Source organism: Nonomuraea sp. NPDC059007 (assembly GCF_042740555.1).
GTDB lineage: Bacteria > Actinomycetota > Actinomycetes > Streptosporangiales > Streptosporangiaceae > Nonomuraea.
The window spans coordinates 294,516-312,120 of record NZ_JBHYJD010000004.1 but is presented as its reverse complement, the minus strand read 5'-3'; the positions used below and the strand labels follow the sequence as shown (position 1 = coordinate 312,120).

Annotated in this window: 14 protein-coding genes; 6 read left to right on the top strand and 8 right to left on the bottom strand. The window is 69.5% G+C overall.

What is annotated here, in order from left to right; all coding sequences use genetic code 11:
• The first annotated feature begins 54 nt into the window (after positions 1-54).
• Positions 55-1,032, top strand: coding sequence for a DUF5937 family protein (locus tag ACFWY5_RS08795; protein WP_379630965.1), 978 nt, complete (start codon positions 55-57; stop codon positions 1,030-1,032).
• Here the strand turns inward: ACFWY5_RS08795 and ACFWY5_RS08790 are convergent.
• The 3 genes from ACFWY5_RS08790 to ACFWY5_RS08780 all read right to left on the bottom strand — a co-directional run bounded on the left by ACFWY5_RS08790 (position 1,006) and on the right by ACFWY5_RS08780 (position 4,077).
• On the bottom strand, positions 1,006-1,950 hold the full coding sequence (locus ACFWY5_RS08790) for an NYN domain-containing protein (protein ID WP_184957816.1): 945 nt from the start codon (positions 1,948-1,950) through the stop codon (positions 1,006-1,008). The genes ACFWY5_RS08795 and ACFWY5_RS08790 overlap by 27 nt on opposite strands.
• Before the next feature lie 106 nt (positions 1,951-2,056).
• A complete protein-coding gene (locus ACFWY5_RS08785) occupies positions 2,057-2,257 on the bottom strand; it encodes an acyl-CoA carboxylase subunit epsilon (protein ID WP_379609954.1) in 201 nt (66 codons plus the stop codon).
• A 233-nt stretch (positions 2,258-2,490) separates the two neighbouring features.
• The gene (locus tag ACFWY5_RS08780) at positions 2,491-4,077 is read right to left on the bottom strand and encodes an acyl-CoA carboxylase subunit beta (RefSeq protein ID WP_379631016.1); all 1,587 of its coding nucleotides are present in this window, start codon (positions 4,075-4,077) and stop codon (positions 2,491-2,493) included.
• A 36-nt stretch (positions 4,078-4,113) separates the two neighbouring features.
• Here ACFWY5_RS08780 and ACFWY5_RS08775 point away from each other — a divergent pair, with 36 nt between their 5' ends.
• The 3 genes from ACFWY5_RS08775 (at position 4,114) to ACFWY5_RS08765 (ending at position 9,166) form a co-directional block, all read left to right on the top strand.
• Positions 4,114-4,917 carry an ABC transporter ATP-binding protein gene (locus ACFWY5_RS08775; protein WP_379609953.1) on the top strand — a complete coding sequence of 268 codons (804 nt, stop codon included), beginning with the start codon at positions 4,114-4,116 and terminating at the stop codon, positions 4,915-4,917.
• Entirely contained in the window at positions 4,914-6,476 is a 1,563-nt protein-coding gene (locus tag ACFWY5_RS08770; RefSeq protein WP_379609952.1) for a hypothetical protein, read from the top strand. Before ACFWY5_RS08775 ends, ACFWY5_RS08770 begins: the two co-directional genes overlap by 4 nt.
• A 68-nt stretch (positions 6,477-6,544) precedes the next feature.
• Positions 6,545-9,166, top strand: a complete 2,622-nt coding sequence (locus ACFWY5_RS08765; protein ID WP_379630964.1) for a phosphoenolpyruvate carboxylase — start codon at positions 6,545-6,547, stop codon at positions 9,164-9,166.
• Here ACFWY5_RS08765 and ACFWY5_RS08760 read toward each other — a convergent pair.
• The 5 genes from ACFWY5_RS08760 to ACFWY5_RS08740 form a co-directional block, all read right to left on the bottom strand.
• Complete coding sequence (locus ACFWY5_RS08760; protein ID WP_379630963.1) at positions 9,129-10,289, bottom strand: DUF418 domain-containing protein; 1,161 nt, start codon at positions 10,287-10,289, stop codon at positions 9,129-9,131. The two genes, ACFWY5_RS08765 and ACFWY5_RS08760, sit on opposite strands and share 38 nt — an antisense overlap.
• 115 nt (positions 10,290-10,404) lie before the next feature.
• Positions 10,405-11,832: an MFS transporter gene (locus ACFWY5_RS08755; RefSeq protein WP_379609949.1), complete on the bottom strand. Its 1,428-nt coding sequence runs from the start codon at positions 11,830-11,832 to the stop codon at positions 10,405-10,407.
• A 150-nt stretch (positions 11,833-11,982) separates the two neighbouring features.
• Positions 11,983-13,071 (bottom strand): epoxide hydrolase family protein, encoded by a 1,089-nt coding sequence (locus tag ACFWY5_RS08750; protein WP_379630962.1) that lies wholly within the window; start codon positions 13,069-13,071, stop codon positions 11,983-11,985.
• 75 nt (positions 13,072-13,146) lie between these two features.
• On the bottom strand, positions 13,147-13,986 hold the full coding sequence (fdhD, locus tag ACFWY5_RS08745) for a formate dehydrogenase accessory sulfurtransferase FdhD (protein ID WP_379609947.1): 840 nt from the start codon (positions 13,984-13,986) through the stop codon (positions 13,147-13,149).
• The gene (locus tag ACFWY5_RS08740) at positions 13,983-16,196 is read right to left on the bottom strand and encodes an FdhF/YdeP family oxidoreductase (RefSeq protein WP_379630961.1); all 2,214 of its coding nucleotides are present in this window, start codon (positions 16,194-16,196) and stop codon (positions 13,983-13,985) included. The genes fdhD and ACFWY5_RS08740 overlap by 4 nt, the downstream gene beginning before the upstream one ends.
• A gap of 48 nt (positions 16,197-16,244) precedes the next feature.
• Between ACFWY5_RS08740 and ACFWY5_RS08735 the strand changes: the two genes are divergently transcribed.
• Both ACFWY5_RS08735 and ACFWY5_RS08730 read left to right on the top strand, forming a co-directional pair.
• A complete protein-coding gene (locus tag ACFWY5_RS08735) occupies positions 16,245-17,075 on the top strand; it encodes a biotin--[acetyl-CoA-carboxylase] ligase (protein ID WP_379630960.1) in 831 nt (276 codons plus the stop codon).
• Between the two features lie 17 nt (positions 17,076-17,092).
• The gene (locus ACFWY5_RS08730) at positions 17,093-17,605 is read left to right on the top strand and encodes a PH domain-containing protein (protein ID WP_379609944.1); all 513 of its coding nucleotides are present in this window, start codon (positions 17,093-17,095) and stop codon (positions 17,603-17,605) included.

Below are 17,605 nucleotides of genomic sequence, written 5' to 3'. Positions count from 1 at the left end.
ACGATGGTGAACTACCGTCCATCGACGCGATTGATTAAGTGAGCAGCGAATCGAATGACCCTCGATCTGTCCTTCACCGCCGTGGACGTGGCCAACACCCGCTTCGCGATCTCTCCGCTGTGGGAGGTCGTGGCCAGCGTCCGCGTGCTCAAGGAGCCGACCGGCCTCAACCGCCCCTGGGCCGAGCGGGTACGCCGCCGCCTGGCCGACGTGGACTGGAGACTGCTGTCCGACCTCGTCCCGGTGCCGACGATCTCCCTGGTCTGCTTCATCAGCCCGCCGCCCGCCACCGCCGTACCGGACCTGGAGCTGGAGCTGGCCGGACTGCTCGCCGCCGAGCACGAGGTACGCGACCAGCTCGACACCTGGCGCCACGGCGGCCCGCGAACCCCCGGGATCCAGGCACTCCACGACGACCCCGCCGCCGGCCTGGCCCGGCTGGCCGGCGAGATCCGGGCGTACTGGGCGGCCGCGATCGCCCCCTACTGGCCGCGCATCCGCAGCCTGTGCGAGGGCGACGTGCTCTACCGCGCCAAGGCGCTGACACAGGACGGCGTACGCGGCATGCTCACCGGCCTCGACGAGAACGTGCGCTGGCAGGGCGAGCGCCTGCGCCTGGACCACCGGTTCTGCCACGGCACCCGCGCGCTCGACGGGCGCGGCCTGCTGCTGGTGCCGTCGGTCTTCACCTGGCCGAGGATCTTCTCCATCACCGTGCCGCCGTTCCAGCCGACGCTGCGCTACTCGCCGCGCGGCATCGCCACACTGTGGGAGCACCGCGAGAGCGACCCGCCGCAGGCGCTGGCGGCCGTGCTCGGCCGCACCCGCGCCCGCCTGCTGGCCTCACTCGACCAGCCCGCCTCGACGCGCGAGCTGGCCGTGCGCACCGGCCTGTCGGAGCCGGGCGCCAGCCAGCACCTCACCGCGCTGCGCAGAGCGGGTCTGTGCAGCGCCCACCGCACGGGGCGCTATGTCCTCTATGCCCGTACGGCTGTCGCCGAGGCCCTACTTGCTGGAGACGCCCACACCTAGGTCGAACTCCCGGTACACCCGGGCCCAGAACCCGTCGCGCAGCCACACCCGCGCCTCCGGGTAGGGGCGCAACGAGTGCCCGAGCTCCTTCTCCGCCTCTATGAGCAGCTCGGTGTCGATGACCGTCGGCAGGATCGGCCCCGGCAGCAGGTCGCGGATGTTGTCGCGGCCACGGGTGAGGATCCACTTCTGCGCCACGTGCTCGCCCACGTCCTCCACGCGCGGCCGCGACGGGCCGAGCTTGGCCACCTGGCCGGGCTTGACCTGCGGCTTCGGGGTGGCGGGGCGACCGGCGAAGACCGTGGCGGGCGACGGCGCGGCGGCCGGCGGCGTGACCGGGACGGGCTGCGGTGCGCGGCTGAAAAAGGGTCTCAGGAAATCTGCAGAAATCACTTCAACGGTGTCGGACTCCCACACGAGCCGTTCCGCCTGGTTGGTGCCATAAGGGGGTTCGACGCCCCACAGGTGTATCCGCACTCCGTAGGCCTGCGCGGCCTCGACCGCGGGCACCATGTCCTCATCGCCCGCCAGCAGGATCGTGTCGGTCACCGCGTGATGCCTGGCCAGCGCTTCAAGGTCGCTCCTGATCTGAGCGTCCACGCCCTTCTGCTGGCCACGCGCGTTAAGGTTGCCCAGTCGTACCTTCACCCAGGGCAACTGTGCGATCACTCGCTGATCGACGGTGGGCACTCGGTCGCGTGCGGCGTCATACCAATAGATCCGCAGTAGTTCTCCGGAAATACGTTCCATTGCATGTTTCTGGAGGCTCTGGATGAGCTCATCCGCCGCAACCCGATATTCCTTGCGTTCCTTCGCGCCAAGCAGCACTTCACCTGCGGCGGCATACAGATAACCGACATCCACCAGGACGGCGTACTTCGCTGCCACAGGATGCGGCGTGAGGTCTGGGATGGGCATGTCGTCCTCCAGGCCGCGGCCTTAGTTGATCGGCTGACTATATACGCCTACTTTTCTAGATAGTCCCAACTCTCGGGGAAGTTGACACCCGATTCCAGGGATCCATCTAGGGTAGGGCGCTCAACCGCCAAGCCGACTTCCCTGGCACGAGTCGCCTACGCATGGCTCGGGCTGGGTTTCGCCAAGTTTCGGGCTTACGGCCCGGCGTATGCGTGGGTTCCGGTTGCCGCGTGGTCAGGACGGTGACCAGAGCGGCGATCTCCTCGGGCGTCGCATCGCCCCGCACGACTTTCAGATGCGCTGTCACAGTGCTCTTTCGCTCTTGACTCGTGGTTGTGATGGATGTCGCCGCAAGCTGCGGCACCCATCACGTGTTGCTTTGACTCGCTTCGCTGCGGCACCCATCACTGTGTTGCTTTGACTCGCTTCGCTCGTGGTTGTGATGGATGTCCTCGCAAGCTGCGGCATCCATCACTGTGTTGCTTTGACTCGCTTCGCTCGTAGGTTGTGATGGATGTCCTCGCTACGCTGCGGCACCCATCACAACGGGATGTTCCCATGCTTCTTAGGCGGTAGCGAGGCACGCTTGTTACGCAGGGCCCGCAGGGCCTTCACCACTTGCGGCCGGGTGTCCGATGGGCGGATTACGGCATCGACATAACCCCGCTCAGCGGCGATATACGGATTGGCCAGCGTGTCTTCGTATTCGGTGACGAGCCGGGCGCGCTCGGCGTCGGGGTCGCCGGCGGCGGCCAGTTCGCGGCGGTAGAGGATGTTGACTGCCCCCTGGGCGCCCATGACCGCGATCTGGGCGGTAGGCCATGCCAGGTTGATGTCGGCGCCGAGGTGCTTGGAGCCCATGACGTCGTAGGCCCCGCCGTACGCCTTGCGGGTGATGATCGTGACGAGCGGGACGGTGGCCTCGGCGTAGGCGTAGAGGAGCTTGGCGCCGCGCCGGATGATGCCGTTCCATTCCTGGTCCGTGCCCGGAAGGAATCCCGGAACATCAACAAAAGTCACGATCGGGATATTAAATGCATCGCATGTTCGGATAAATCGTGCGGCCTTCTCGGATGCGTTGATATCGAGACATCCCGCGAAATGCATCGGCTGGTTGGCCACGACCCCGACCGGATGGCCGTCCACCCTGCCGTAGCCGACCACGACATTGGGCGCGAACTGCGCGTGGACCTCCAGAAACTCACCGTCGTCCAGCACGTGCTCGATGACCAGGTGCATGTCGTAGGGCTGGTTGGCCGAGTCGGGGATGAGCGTGTCGAGCTCCGGGTCCGGCTCCAGGGCGGCGGCGGCCTCGTAGGCGGGCGCCTCGTCCAGGTTGTTGGAGGGCAGGTACGACAGCAGCGCCTTCACGTACTCCAGCGCGTCGTCCTCGTCGGTGGCCAGGTAGTGGGCCACGCCGGACCTGGTGTTGTGCGTGTGGGCGCCGCCGAGCTCCTCGAACGTCACCTCCTCGCCGGTGACCGTCTTGATGACGTCCGGGCCGGTGATGAACATGTGCGAGGTCTGGTCGACCATGACCACGAAGTCGGTCAGCGCCGGGGAGTAGACGTGCCCGCCCGCCGCCGCGCCCATGATCAGCGAGATCTGCGGGATCACGCCCGAGGCGTGCACGTTGCGCTTGAAGATCTCCGCGTAGAGGCCGAGCGCGACCACGCCCTCCTGGATACGCGCGCCGCCGCCCTCGTTGATTCCGATGATCGGGCAGCCGGTCTTGATCGCCATATCCAGAATTTTCACGATCTTCTCGCCGTAGACCTCACCCAGCGAGCCCCCGAAAACCGTCACATCCTGTGAGAAGACGCACACCTGACGGCCGTCGACCGTGCCGTAACCGGTGATCACTCCATCGGAGTAAGGCCGCTTGCCCTCCAGCCCGAACATCGTCGAGCGGTGCCGCGCGAACTCGTCGAACTCCACGAACGAACCCTCATCCAAAAGCGCCACAACCCGCTCGCGCGCGGTCATCTTGCCTCTGGCGTGCTGCTTTTCCACCGCCGCCGCGAACCCCGCGTGCGCGGCCTCGTCCAGCCGGCGTTCAAGGTCGGCGATCTTACCGGCGGTGGTGTGAATATCCGGCAGTTCCGGCAATTCCTCAGCAGCACTCATGCCCAGAAGGTTAATCCCTCCTTCTACGCTGGTTCCATGACGGAGGCGGTTCACACGCAGGGGCTCTTCAAGCGCTACGGCCAGCAGATCGCGGTCGCGGGAGTGGACCTGGTGGTGCCGGCGGGAAGTTTCGCCGGCCTGGTCGGGCCCAACGGCGCGGGCAAGACCACCACACTCAGCATGATCACCGGGCTGCTGCGCCCGGACGGTGGCCGGGCGGTGATCGACGGCCTGGACGTCTGGCGAGATCCGGTCCAGGTCAAGGCCAGGGTCGGCGTGCTGCCGGAGGGTCTGCGTCTGTTCGAGCGCCTGTCCGGCCGCGAGCTGCTCCACTACAACGGACGGCTGCGCGCCATCCCCATGGCCGAGGTCGAGCAGCGCACCGAGGAGCTCCTGGGCGTCATGGACCTGCGCGAGGCCGCCGACAAGCTCGTCGTCGACTACTCCACCGGCATGCGCAAGAAGATCGGCCTGGCCGCCGCGCTGCTGCACAATCCTTCTGTCCTGTTCCTGGACGAGCCGTTCGAGGGCGTCGACCCGGTCAGCGCCAACACCCTGACCGACGTGCTCCAGCGTTTCACCGCCTCCGGCTCGACGGTCATCTTCTCCAGCCACGTCATGGACCTCGTGGAGCGGCTGTGCGACTGGGTGTCGGTGATGAGCTCCGGTCACATCGTGGCTCAGGGGCCGCTGGCCCAGGTACGCGGCGACCGTACACTCAACCAGGCCTTCCTGGACCTCGTCGGCGGCCCCAGGCGGGCCGGCGACGCGGGCCTCACCTGGCTCGGCGCCAACGGGGTGCCCCAAAACGAGAGCCCGAGTGCCGGTGGTGAGCGGTGAGCACGGCGCTGCTGTTCGCGCGGCTCAAGCTGCGGCTGGTCGCCGGGAACCTGCGCGGGGACCTCGCGCGCAAGCTGGGCTTCGTCTTCACCCTGCTCGCCGCGATCGCCGTGGCGGCTCTCGGGTTCCTGCTGATGAGCCTGCTGCGTCTGGCCGAGCCCGCCATGGCCACCAATCTGGCCGTTCTCGCGTTCACGATGTTCTGGATCGGCTGGGCGATCGTCCCGCTGCTGGCGTTCGGGCTGGACGACACGCTCGACCCGGCCAGGCTCTCGCTGTTCCCCCTGCGTACGGGGCAACTGGCCGTCGGCATGTTCGCCGCCTCCGCGACCGGCGTCTGGCCCGCCGCCACCCTGATCATCACGATCGGCGCGCTGGTGGGGCTGGCGAGCGGGATCGGCGGCGTGCTCGTCGGCGTCGTGGCGGTGCTCCTGCAGTTCGCGCTCTGCCTGGTCACCTCCAGGCTGATCACCACGGCCCTGTCCGGCGCGCTGCGCTCGCGCCGCGGCCGGGACGCGCTGGCCGTGGCGGCGATCTTCGCGGTGCTGCTGTTCCAGCTACCCAACCTCATCGCCAACAGGGGACTCGGCGACCCGGTCGCGCTCATCGGCAGCACCGCGGGAGTGCTCCGCTGGACGCCGCCCGGCCTGGCCGCCCACGCCATCGCCGACGGCGGCCTGGTCGGCCTGGCCGAACTGCTCGTCGTCGCGGCGCTCGTGGTCCTGATCGGCTGGCTGTGGATCAAGGCGCTGTCCCACGCGCTGGTCACCGCGGACGCCTCCACCCAGTCAGCCTCCGTCCGCCGCTCCAGCGGGATCGTCGACCGCTTCCTGCCCGACGGCCCGCTCGCCGCCGTGGTCACCAAGGAGCTCAAGTACATCCGCCGCGACCCGCGCTTCCGCGTCGGCTGGTTCGCCTCGATCGTGGTCACCGGCGTGATCGCCTTCTCCATCACCGGCCAGTCCGGCGGCGGCGGCCTGCCACTGGTGATCGGCCCCGCGTGCCTCGGCGCGCTGATGCTCGCGCTGCAGTCGTGCAACGCCTTCGGCATCGACGGCCGCTCCCTGTGGATGAACACGGTCGCGTTCGGCGACGAGCGCGGCCTGCGCACCGACCTGGCCGGACGGCATCTGGCCGCGGCGCTCATCGCGCTGCCCCTGCTGGCCCTCATGACCGTGGCCGTCTCCCTGTTCGCGGGCGCGCCGTCGGCCATCCTGCCCGCCGCCCTGACCGCCTGGGGCGTGTACGGCGTGGGCCTCGGCGTGGCCTCCATGACCAGCGTGATCCTGCCGTACACGGTGCCCGACCGGCTCAACGCCTTCACCGGCGCCGCCCCCGGCCAGGGCGGGCAGGCGTTCGCCGGGTCGTTCGCCGCCATGATCGGCATCGCCGGGCTGAGCCTGCCGCTGGTGCTGCCGGTGGTGTTCGGGGTGACGTGGGTGAGCGTGGCGGCCCTGCCGTACGGCTTCGCGGTGGAGTACTTCGGCCGGAGGCTGGCCGCCACGGTGGGTCACGCGCGCATGCCCGAAGTGCTGGCCGCGGTGTCCCGTCCCACGTGAGCAGTGGTCTAGTCCATTAGGTGAGACCGGTCTGCGCTCGTTCACGGGCACTCTGTACCCTTCGAAACATGACTGACCAGGCAGTTGAACGCCGCAGCGCCGCCGTCGTCGAGATGCCAGACGAGCTCCGCCGAGACGTGAAACTGCTCGGCAGGCTGCTCGGCGACGTGATCGCCGAGCAGGGCGGCAAGGACCTGCTGGCCGACGTCGAGCGGCTGCGCAAGGCCGTGATCGCCGCCAGGAGGGGAGAGGCGTCCGCCGACGAGATCGCCGCGATGGTCGCCGAATGGGAGATCGACCGGGCGGTGCTCATCGCGCGGGCCTTCACCTGCTACTTCCACCTGGCGAACCTGGCCGAGGAGCATTACCGCATCAGGACGCTCCGGGAGCGCGACACCGAGGGCGAGGTGCTGAAGGAGTCGCTGGCGCATGCCGTACAGGAGCTCGGCACCGCGCGCGTGCAGGAGCTCGTGGAGGAGCTGGAGCTGCACCCGGTGCTCACCGCGCACCCGACGGAGGCGCGCAGGCGCGCGGTCGTCACCGCGATCCAGCGCGTCAGCACCCAGCTGACCGAGTACAACGCGCCCGGCCGGGGCGCCTCCGAGCGCGAGGAGAACCTGCGGCGGCTGCTGGAGGAGATCGACCTGCTCTGGCGTACCGCCCAGCTGCGCGACACCAAGCTCGACCCGCTCGACGAGGTACGCACCGCGATGGCCGCCTTCGACGAGACGCTGTTCCGGGTGGTGCCGCAGGTCTACCGTTCGCTGGACGCGGCGCTCGGCGAGGGCGCAGGGACCAGGTCGCCGCTGGCGCGGCCGTTCATCCGCTACGGCAGCTGGATCGGCGGCGACCGCGACGGCAACCCCAACGTGACCGCGAAGGTCACTCGCGAGGCCGTGCTCATCCAGGCCGAGCACGTGCTCACCGCGCTGGAGACCGCCACCACCCGCATCGCCCGCACGCTCACCGCCAACGCCCACTACGCGGCGCCGTCGCGTGAGCTGCGCACGGCGATCTCCGCCGCCGAGGACGCCCACCCCGACCTGGTCTCCGAGCTGGCCACCCGCTCGCCGCAGGAGCCGCACCGCCAGTGGCTGCTGTACGTCGCCGCGCGCATCTCGGCCACCAACCAGCGCGACCTCGACCTGGCCTACCGCGCGCCCGCCGAACTGCTCGCCGACCTCAGGCTGGCCCAGGAGTCGCTGGCCAGGCACGCGGCCCGGCAGGCGTACGGCGAGCTGCAGCATCTGATCTGGCAGGTGGAGACGTTCGGCTTCCACCTGGCCGAGCTGGAGGTCCGCCAGCACTCGCAGGTGCACGCGACGGCCCTGGCGGAGATCAGGGCGGGCGGCGAGTTGTCGCCGGTCACCGAGGAGGTCCTGTCCACGATCCGGGTGATCTCCTGGATCCAGGAGCGCTTCGGCGTGAACGCCTGCTGCAGGTACGTCGTCTCCTTCACCCGCTCCGCCGACGACGTGGCCGCCGTCTACGAGCTGGCCGAGGCGGCGCTCGGCATCCGGGCGCCGGTGCTCGACGTGGTGCCGTTGTTCGAGTCGGGCCAGGACCTCGACAACGCCCCCGGCGTGCTCACCGGCATGCTGGAGATCCCCAAGGTCCAGACCAGGCTGGCCGCCACCGGGCGGCGCATGGAGATCATGCTGGGCTACTCCGACTCGGCCAAGGAACTCGGTCCGGCCGCGGCCACGCTCAAGCTCTACCAGACCCAGGAGCGCCTCACCGAGTGGGCCCGCGAGCACGACGTGAAGCTCCGCCTGTTCCACGGCCGCGGCGGCGCGCTCGGCCGCGGCGGCGGCCCGGCCAACCGGGCGGTGCTGGCCCAGGCGCCCGGCTCGGTCGCCGGACGTTTCAAGGTGACCGAGCAGGGTGAGGTGATCTTCGCCCGCTACGGCCACATGGCGATCGCCAGGCGGCACATGGAGCAGGTGGCCAACGCCGTGCTGCTGGCCTCCTCGCCCACCAACGGCAGCCGTACCGCCGCTGCCGCCGCGCGCTTCCGTACGCTGGCCGAGCAGGTGGCCTCCGCCTCCGAGGGCGCCTATCGCGCGCTGACCGAGGCGCCGGGCTTCCCCGAGTGGTTCGCGCTGGTCAGCCCGCTGGAGGAGATCGGCTCGCTACGGCTCGGCTCCCGCCCGGCCCGGCGCGGGCTCGGGGCGCCACGGTCGCTGGACGACCTGCGGGCCATCCCGTGGGTGTTTGCCTGGGCGCAGACCCGGGTGAACCTGCCCGGCTGGTATGGCCTGGGCACCGGGCTGGCCTCGGTCGCCTCGGTCGAGGAGCTGCGGGCGGCGTACGAGGAGTGGCCGTTGTTCAACGCGATGCTGGACAACGCCGAGATGTCGCTGGCCAAGACCGACCGCTCGATCGCCGAGCGCTATCTCGCGCTCGGCGGCCGAAACGACTTCGCCGGGCAGGTGATGGCCGAGTACGACCTGACCCGCAAGCTGGTCCTGCAGGTCACCGGGCACACCCGGCTGCTGGAGAACCGCAAGGTCCTCTCGCGGGCGGTGCAGCTGCGCGACCCCTACGTCGACGCCCTGTCGCATCTGCAGCTGCGGGCGCTCACCGCGCTGCGCAAGGGAGAGGTCTCCGAGCGGGAGGCCGAGCGGCTCTCGACGCTGCTCCTGCTGTCGGTCAACGGAGTGGCTGCGGGTCTGCAGAATACTGGGTGAACCCGCGCAGGCCCCGTTCGATCGGGCCGTAGCGGTGGTTGCGCATCCACCAGGCGCTCAGCAGCAGCAGGACGGTGTAGATCGCCGCGGCCACGCCGATCACCGCGATCGGCGTCAGCCTGCCGCCGAGCCCCAGCCCGTACCCGGTGAAGACGAGGCACTGCAGGATGGACTGCCCGATGTAGTTGGAGGCGGCGGCCCTGCCCGCCGGGGCCAGCGCGGCGCCGATCGCGGGCAGGCGCCGCACCAGCAGCAGGAGCGTCACCACGTACGCGGCGGCCAGCGGCAGGGACAGGATGTTGTTGAGCGCCAGGCCGGTCAGTTGCAGGGCGCCCTCCTGCTGGCTGGACCAGGTGAAGAAGACGGCCGCGGGGAGGCCGAGGCCGTACCCGATCAAGAGGACGCGCGGCACGAAGCGCGCCCAGCGCTCGGGGTCCTCCAGCAGCCGCGACTTGCCCGCGGCCATGCCGAACAGGAACAACGCCATCGCCATCGGGCCCTGGCCGAACCAGACGAACGCCGCCAGCATCGGATAGGTCTCCAGCTGGAACTGCAGGAAGCTCAGCGGGCTGCCGGTGACCTGCGCCTGCGCGGCGGCCATGACCGCGGGGTCGGTGGGCGCCGTCACGCCGGCCGAGGGGTCGAGCATGGTCAGCCCCGCGAGGATGAGCCAGATCGCCGACATGACGCCGATGATCCAGCAGCCGATCTTGACGGCGGTTCTCGGCCGGACGTTGCGCAGCGCCAGCAGGATCAGGCCGAGCGCGGCGTACAGCGTGAGGATGTCACCGATCCAGAGCAGGATGCCCTGCGTGACGCCGAGCACGAACAAGGCGAGGCAGCGGCGGAGCATCCGCGGCTTGACCTTCTCGCCCCACGAGCGCATCTGCATCGTGAAGGAGTAGCCGAACATGAACGAGAAGATGACGTAGAACTTCGTCAGCACCAGCGTCTGGACCGTCAGGCTCACCGGGTCGCGGTTGAAGTCCATGCTGGAGATGGCCACGGACAGCCCGGGGTCGGCGAAGAAGCTGATGTTCGCGACGAGGATGCCGCCCAGCGCGAAGCCGCGGACGGCGTCGATCTCGTGGATGCGCCTTAATGGCGGCGCCGTGGTGGTCATGCCTGCGACGCTACGGACCTTCCGGCGTGGCCCGCATCCGTCCGAGGGCGCGGACGGCTCCATCCAAAGTCGGAAAGGGCCCGGCGAAAACGCCGGGCCCTTTCTTCCGAAATCCCTAGTGCACGAACTCGGCGTCCTGGCGGGCCTGCTTGGGGAGCATGAGCCCGACGAGGAAGGTGACCACGATCATGCCGGCCGCGACCGCGAAGGTGATCTCGGCGCTGCCGGTCCCGAAGAAGACGGTCCCGAGTACGGCCAGGCCGAGCGCGTTGCCCACCTGCTGGAGCGCGGTCAGCGTGCCGGAGGCCGAGCCGGTCTCCTGCGGGTCCACCGCGGCCAGGACGATGTTGAAGTACGGGCCCATGATCATGCCGCTGCCGAGACCGACGAAGAGCAGGGCCGGAGCGAGCTGCCAGGGGGTGACGCCCGGCTCGGCCACGATCAGCAGGGCCACGACCGCGAGGGCCATGATGACGGCGCCGGCCAGCAGGACCTTGCGGCCGAAGCGCTGGGTGGACTGGGCGACGATCATGCCCGCGATCATGCCGAGGGAGGAGGGGACGCCGGTCAGCGCGGCCTTCAGCGGGTCGTAGTGGAGCATGAGCTGGGTGTAGAGGCCGATGACCATGAACACCCCGCCGAAGGCGGCGAAGTAGACGGTGCCGACGGCCATGCCGGACAGGAACGCGGGCTTGCGGAAGAGCGAGGGCGCCACCAGCGGGTCGCCGCCGCGGGCGGCCCGGCGCTTCTCGTAGGCGACGAAGACGACGAGGGTGACGATCGAGGCGGCCATCAGCGCGAACGACCACGCGGGCCAGCCGTGCTCCTGGCCCTGGACCAGCGGGAAGACCATCAGGACGACACCGGCGGAGGCGAGGATCGCGCCGGGCAGGTCGAGCTTGACGCCGCCGATCGGCGGGGTCTTCGGGAGGAAGCGCAGCGCCGCGAAGACCGCCGCCACGCCGATCGGCAGGTTGATCAGGAAGATCATCCGCCAGCCGGTGCCGAACAGGTCGGCGCTGACCAGCCATCCGGCCAGGATCGGGCCGCCGATGGCCGACAGCCCCATCACCGGGCCCATCAGCCCGAACGCGCCGGCCAGCTCCTTGGGCGGGAACATCTCCTTCATCATCCCCATCCCCTGGGGGATCATGGCCGCGCCGAACAGGCCCTGGACGACCCGGGCCGCGATGATCATCTCCGGCGAGACGGAGACCGCGCAGAGCAGCGAGCCGACCGTGAAGCCGATCATCCCGATGAGGAACATCCGCCTGCGTCCCACGATGTCGCCCAGCCGGCCGCCGGTGAGCAGTCCCGCGGTCATGGCCAGGATGTACGCGGCGCCCAGCCACTGGATGAACGCGTTTCCGGCGCCGAAGTCGTTCCTCATGGTCGGGCCCGCGATGTGGGTGACCGTGGCGTCCAGCAGCTCCATGACGGATCCGGTCAGGATCACGGCCAGGGCCGGCCAGCGCCACTTGTAGGCCGCGGGCTGCTCGGGAGCGGCGGCTGTGGCCACTGGGCGGGTGTCGAGGACGGTCATGGTGTTCCTCCTGAATCGGAACGGCTTGTTCTGTTCCAACATTAGCAGAACGGAATGCTTCATTCCACTGTTTGTTCAAGATCTTTGGGAGCGGCCCTCCCTCATGCGAAAGGGCCGTAGCGCTGACGCTACGGCCCTATGCGGAAAGGTTCATTCCGCGTTCCACCGCGCGAAGAAATCGCGCACATCCTGCGCGAACACCTCCGGAACCTCGTGCGCGGCGTAGTGCCCGCCGACGTCGTAGAAGTTCCACTGGGCGATGTTCGTGTGGTCGCGCTCGGCGAAGCGCCTGATCGACTGGAAGTCGTTGGCGAAGTTGGCCAGCCCGATCGGCACGGTGGTCGGCTCGGCGGGCTGCTCCAGCTTGGCGTTCTCGTAGTAGAAGCGGGCCGAGGAGGCGGCGGTGCCGTACAGCCAGTGGACGGCGATGTTGCTCACCGCCCAGTCGATGCCGAGTTCTTCGCCCATGAGCTGGCCCATCCAGCCGAGCAGGCCGGCGGGGGAGTCGGCGAGGGCGTGCGCGAGGGTCTGCGGGGCCTGGGACTGCATCGTGTTGAAGGCGCCCATGGTCTCCCAGAAGCTCTGCAAGAACTGGACCCTGCCCATGTCCTCCTCGCTCAGCCCCTCGAACTCGGCCGGGTCGCCGGAGGGGAAGGAGAAGATCTGGGTGACGTGCAGGGCGACGGCGTGCTCGGGGTCGAGCCTGCCGATGTACGGCGTGACGATCGAGCCGCCGTCGTTGCCCACGGCGCCGTAGCGGTCGTAGCCCAGGCGCTTCATCAGCTCCGCCCAGGCGCCCGCGACACGGGCGGCGTTCCAGCCGCGCTCCGTGGTCGGACCCGAGAAGCCGAATCCGGGCACGGACGGGATGACCAGGTGGAAGTCGCGCGACAGCGGCTCGATCACCTCGACGTACTCCAGGGCGGTGCCCGGCCAGCCGTGGGTCAGGACCAGCGGGAGCGCGTCCTCCTTGGCGGAGCGGATGTGGAAGAAGTGCACGTTCTGGCCGTCGATCTCGGTCGTGAACTGGGGATGGGCGTTGAGCCTGGCCTCCAGCGCGCGCCAGTCGAACACGTCGCGCAGGTGCTCGACCATGCGGCGGACCCGGCCGGCGCTCACGCCGTAGTCCTCGCCGGCGTCGGGGAGTTCGTCGGTGAAGCGGGTCCTGGCCAGGCGGGCCTTCAGGTCGTCGAGGTCGGCCTGGGGGACGTCGATGCGGTAGGGGCGGATCTCGGCCATGGGAGGTCTCCTTCGGGAAGCGAAGCGTTCCGTTCTGATGAGAACTCTATCAGAACGGAATGCTTTGTTCCACACTTAGGCGACCTTGATGCGCTCCGCCCCCGCGTAGACGTTGCAGCGCTCGCCGCGCAGGAAGCCCACGAGCGTCATGCCGAACTCCCTCGCCAGGTCCACCGCCAGCGACGACGGCGCCGAGACCGCGCACACCACGGGGATGCCGGCGGCCAGCGCCTTCTGCATGATCTCGTAGCTGGCCCGGCCGCTGACCATCAGGACGTTCGCCGCCAGCGGCAGCTCACCGCGCAGCCCCGCCCAGCCGACCAGCTTGTCCACGGCGTTGTGCCGGCCCACGTCCTCGCGGGTGGCCACCAGCTCGCCGCCCGCCGTGAACAGGCCCGCCGCGTGCAGGCCGCCGGTCTTGCCGAAGACCCCCTGCGACTCGCGCAGCCGGTACGGCAGGCCGTACAGCACCTCCTGAGTCAGCCCCAGCTCCGGCGGCGCGACCGGCGAGCAGCGGTGCCGCAGCGCGTCGAGGCTGGCCGAGCCGCAGATCCCGCACGCGCTTGAGGTGAGGAAGTGGCGTTCGAGCGCGGGCAGATCGGGGATCGGCGTGTGCAGCCGGACCGTGACGACGTTGTAGCGGGCCTCGGGCAGCACGTCCTCGTCGGTGCAGTAGCCGATCGCCGCGATCTCGCCGGGCCCCGCGATCCCCTCGCCGTGCAGGAACCCGGCGGCCAGCTCGAAGTCGTGCCCCGGCGTGCGCATGGTGATCGCGGCGGTCCTGCGCTCCCCGCCGGACCGCAGGCGGATCTCCAGGGGCTCCTCGGTGGCCAGGTCGTCGCGGCGGTCCCGGGCGGCGGACCCGGTGATCTCCCGGATCCGTACGCGCGTCGTGGGCCCAGGGCGCTCGCTCACAGCTGCTTCACCGTGACGAGGGCGTTGTAGTCGGGGATCTTGGCGTCGGGGGAGCGGCGGGACTCGTCGAGCAGCACGTTGCCCTCCGGCCAGTGGATCTGCAGGTTGCCCGGCATGAGCGGCGCCCGCAGCACCTTGCCCCGGTAGGTGCGCGGCCGCTCACCCAAAGAAGTGAGTTCCACGGGCGCGCCGTCGGGCAGGCCGAGCCGGTCGGCGTCGTAGGCGCTCATGAGCACGGCCTCGCGCATCGCGCCGTTGAAGCCGTCGCGGCGTTCGTGGACCATGCTGTTGAACTGCTTGCCGCGCCGCGTGGCCACCATGAACGACCCGTCGGGGCGCTCCGGCGAGGGCGGCGTGACCGGGGAGAAGGCGGCCAGGCCGTCGGCGGTCTGGAAACGGCCGTCGGCGAACAGGTGGCGGCCGCCGTACTGGACGTTGTCGCCGAACACCCGCAGGCGCGCGATTCCGGCGTAGAAGGGGACGGCCCGCTCGATGTCCTCGCGGATGCCGGGCGTACCGGTATAGGTGATTTTTCCGGAAATTTCCGGGCGGACGCGGGCGGCCAGCTCGGTGAAGATCTTCCACTCCGGCCACGCCTCGCCGATCCGCGGGCCCTCCACCTCGGGCGAGAAGATGATGCGGCGCTCGGTGGAGGTCTCGGTCACGCCGCCGACCATCTCGTAGCGGGTCTGGGCCGGCAGCAGCAGCACGTCGCCCGCGCTCGGCACCAGCATCTGCGAGGACAGCACGATGTCCACGTGCACCCGCAGCTTCAGCCGTGACAGCGCCTCGCGGCAGTAGGCCGGATCGGGCAGCACCTCAAGGAAGTTGCCGCCGGAGGAGATCAGCGCGTCCAGCTCGCCCGCGTGCGCGGCGTCGATCATCTCGGTCGCGGTGAGCCCGGGGGAGCTGGGCACCTCGAAGCCCCACATGTCGGTAAATTTCGTGGCATTGGATGGATTGATCGGCAGGCCACCCGGCAGACCCGTCGCGTACGCGCCCATCTCCGCCCCGCCCTGCACCCCGCTGTGGCCCCGGATCGGCATCAGCCCGCAGTTGTCACGCCCCACGAACCCGCGCGCCAGCGCCAGGTTCACGATCGAGCGCACGTTGTCCTCGCCGAACGCGTGCTGCGTGATGCCCATCGACCACACCAGCACCGCCGAGCGGGCCCTGCCCAGCAGCTCCGCCATGCGCAGCATCTCGGCCCTACTGGAGCCGGACAGCGCTTCGAGCGACTCCCACGACTGGGCGGCGACGGCCTGCCGTACCTCGTCGAAGCCCTTCGTGCGCGCGCGGACGAACTCCTCGTCCACCCAGCCCTTCTCGATCAGGTGCTTGAGCACCCCGTTGAGGAAGCCGATGTCGCCGCCCACGTTGACGCCGAAGAACTCGTCGGTGATCTTCGTGCCGAACACCGCGGACTCCGCGTTGGACGGCACCCAGTACTTGTCCATGCCCGGCTCGCGATAGGCGTTGACCATCGCGATCCGGGTCCCGGCCTTCTTGGCGTGGTAGAGGTACTTCATCGCCACCGGCTGGTTGTTGGACGGGTTGGACCCGATGAACACGATCAGGTCGGAGCCGATCCAGTCGGTGTAGGAGCAGGTCGTGGCCGCCGCGCCGATCGTCTGCTTCAACGCCACCGTCGAGGGCGAGTGGCAGATGCGCGCGGCGTTGTCGACGTTGTTGCTGCCCATCGCGCGCACCGCCTTCTGCGCCGCGAAGTAGTTCTCGTTGGGCACGCCGCGGCTGGTCAGGTAAACGCCGAAGCGCGCCTCGCGCAGGTGCCGCGCCGCCACCTCCAGCGCCTCGTCCCACGAAACGCGCGTGAATCCCGCCTCGCCCGCCCTCCTGATCATCGGGTACGGCAGCCGCCCCAGCTCCCGCAACTCCGCGCTCTTCCTCCCATGCAGCCCGGAGACGTCCTTGAGCGCCTTGTACTTCAGCGCCGGCATCGTGTTGAGCGGCAGCAGGCGCAGCCGGATGTTGCACAGGTGGATCTCGTCCATCGTCCAGTCGCGCATGCCCTGGGTCCCGAGCGCGCAGCCGTCGCAGGTTCCCTGGTTGAGAATGCGCCAGGCGTAGCGCCTGTTGCCCTTGACCGACTTGAACGCCTTCCACAACTCCAGGTAGTTGTTGGGCTTGCGCAGGCCGATGCCGAACGGCCGCCAAGACGCCCAGTTACGCGGGTCAAGAAGCTTGCTCATCTCTCCATTCTCCCCTCCGCGCGGAGCCGGGGACCAGGCCGTAGGAAGATGGTGGACGTGGCTGACTCGCGTTACTCCGACCTCGATCGCCCGCCTCTGTCCCAGGGCGCGCTCAACCGCGCTCTGGTACGGCCCGGCGGCCTGTGGACCGGCATCACCGTCGTCGACAGCACCGGCTCCACCAACGCTGACCTGACCCAGGCCGCCCGCGCCGGCGCCGAGCAGGGCGCCGTGCTCGTCGCCGAGACCCAGCTCGCCGGCCGCGGCCGCCTGGGCCGGGTGTGGAACGCGCCCGCGCGCTCCGGCCTGACGTTCTCCGTCCTGCTGCGCCCGAGGGTCGCGCAGGTCCGGCACGGCTGGCTGCCGTTGCTGTTCGGCGTGGCCGCCGCCTCCGCGGTGCGCCGCCTGGCCGAGGTGGACGTCCGGCTCAAGTGGCCCAACGACCTGCTGATCGGCGAGCGCAAGCTGGCCGGGGTGCTGGCCGAGCGGATCGACGACGCGGTGGTGATCGGGATGGGGCTCAACGTCTCGCTCCAGCCGGCCGAACTGCCCGTCGAGACCGCCACCTCGCTCGCCGTCGAGCAGGCCGCCTGCGTCGACCGCGACCCGCTGATCAGGGCGATCCTGCGCGAGCTGGAAAGCCACTACCGCGAATGGACCGAGGCGGACGGCGACGCGGACGCCTGCGGGCTGCGCGCCGCCTACCAGGCGTCCTGCGCGACGATCGGCCGCCGCATCAGGGTCGAACTGCCCGGCGAGCGCGTCCTGGAAGGCGTGGCCACCGGCGTCGACCCGAACGGCCATCTGCAGGTCGAGGCCGGCGGCAAGGGTCACACGTTGAGCGCGGGTGACGTGGTTCACGTGCGACCGGCACCGTAGAGTGGCACGATTTCCGCATGACTCTCCCAGACCACCACTTGACGCAGGGCGAGCGCCGCATCCGGGCCTTCAACCCGCACTGGAAGCGGCTGATCGGGCCCTTCGCCGCGCTGGTGCTCATCGTCATCGCCTCCGGGGTCGCGATCTACTTCGTGCCCGGCGACTGGCAGTACGCCACCTACGGCAGGCTCGCGATCGGTGTCGTCGCGATCCTGCTGCTGACGATCTGGTCGTTCATCCCGTACCTGCAGTGGAAGAACACCGGCTACGTCCTGACCACCCACCGCTTCACGATCAGCACCGGCGTGCTGAACAAGTCGACGGACGAGATCCCGCTGACCAAGGTCAACTCGGTCAGCTCCGACCAGTCGTTCGCCGAGCGCATCCTGGGCTGCGGCACGCTGACCGTGGAGTCGGCCAGCGACCAGGGGCAGCTCGCGCTGCGTGACATCCCGCAGATCCAGGACGTCCGAGCCGACCTGTTCCGCGCCGTCGAGGACGTCTCCGACGGCGAGGTCGACGGCAAGTAG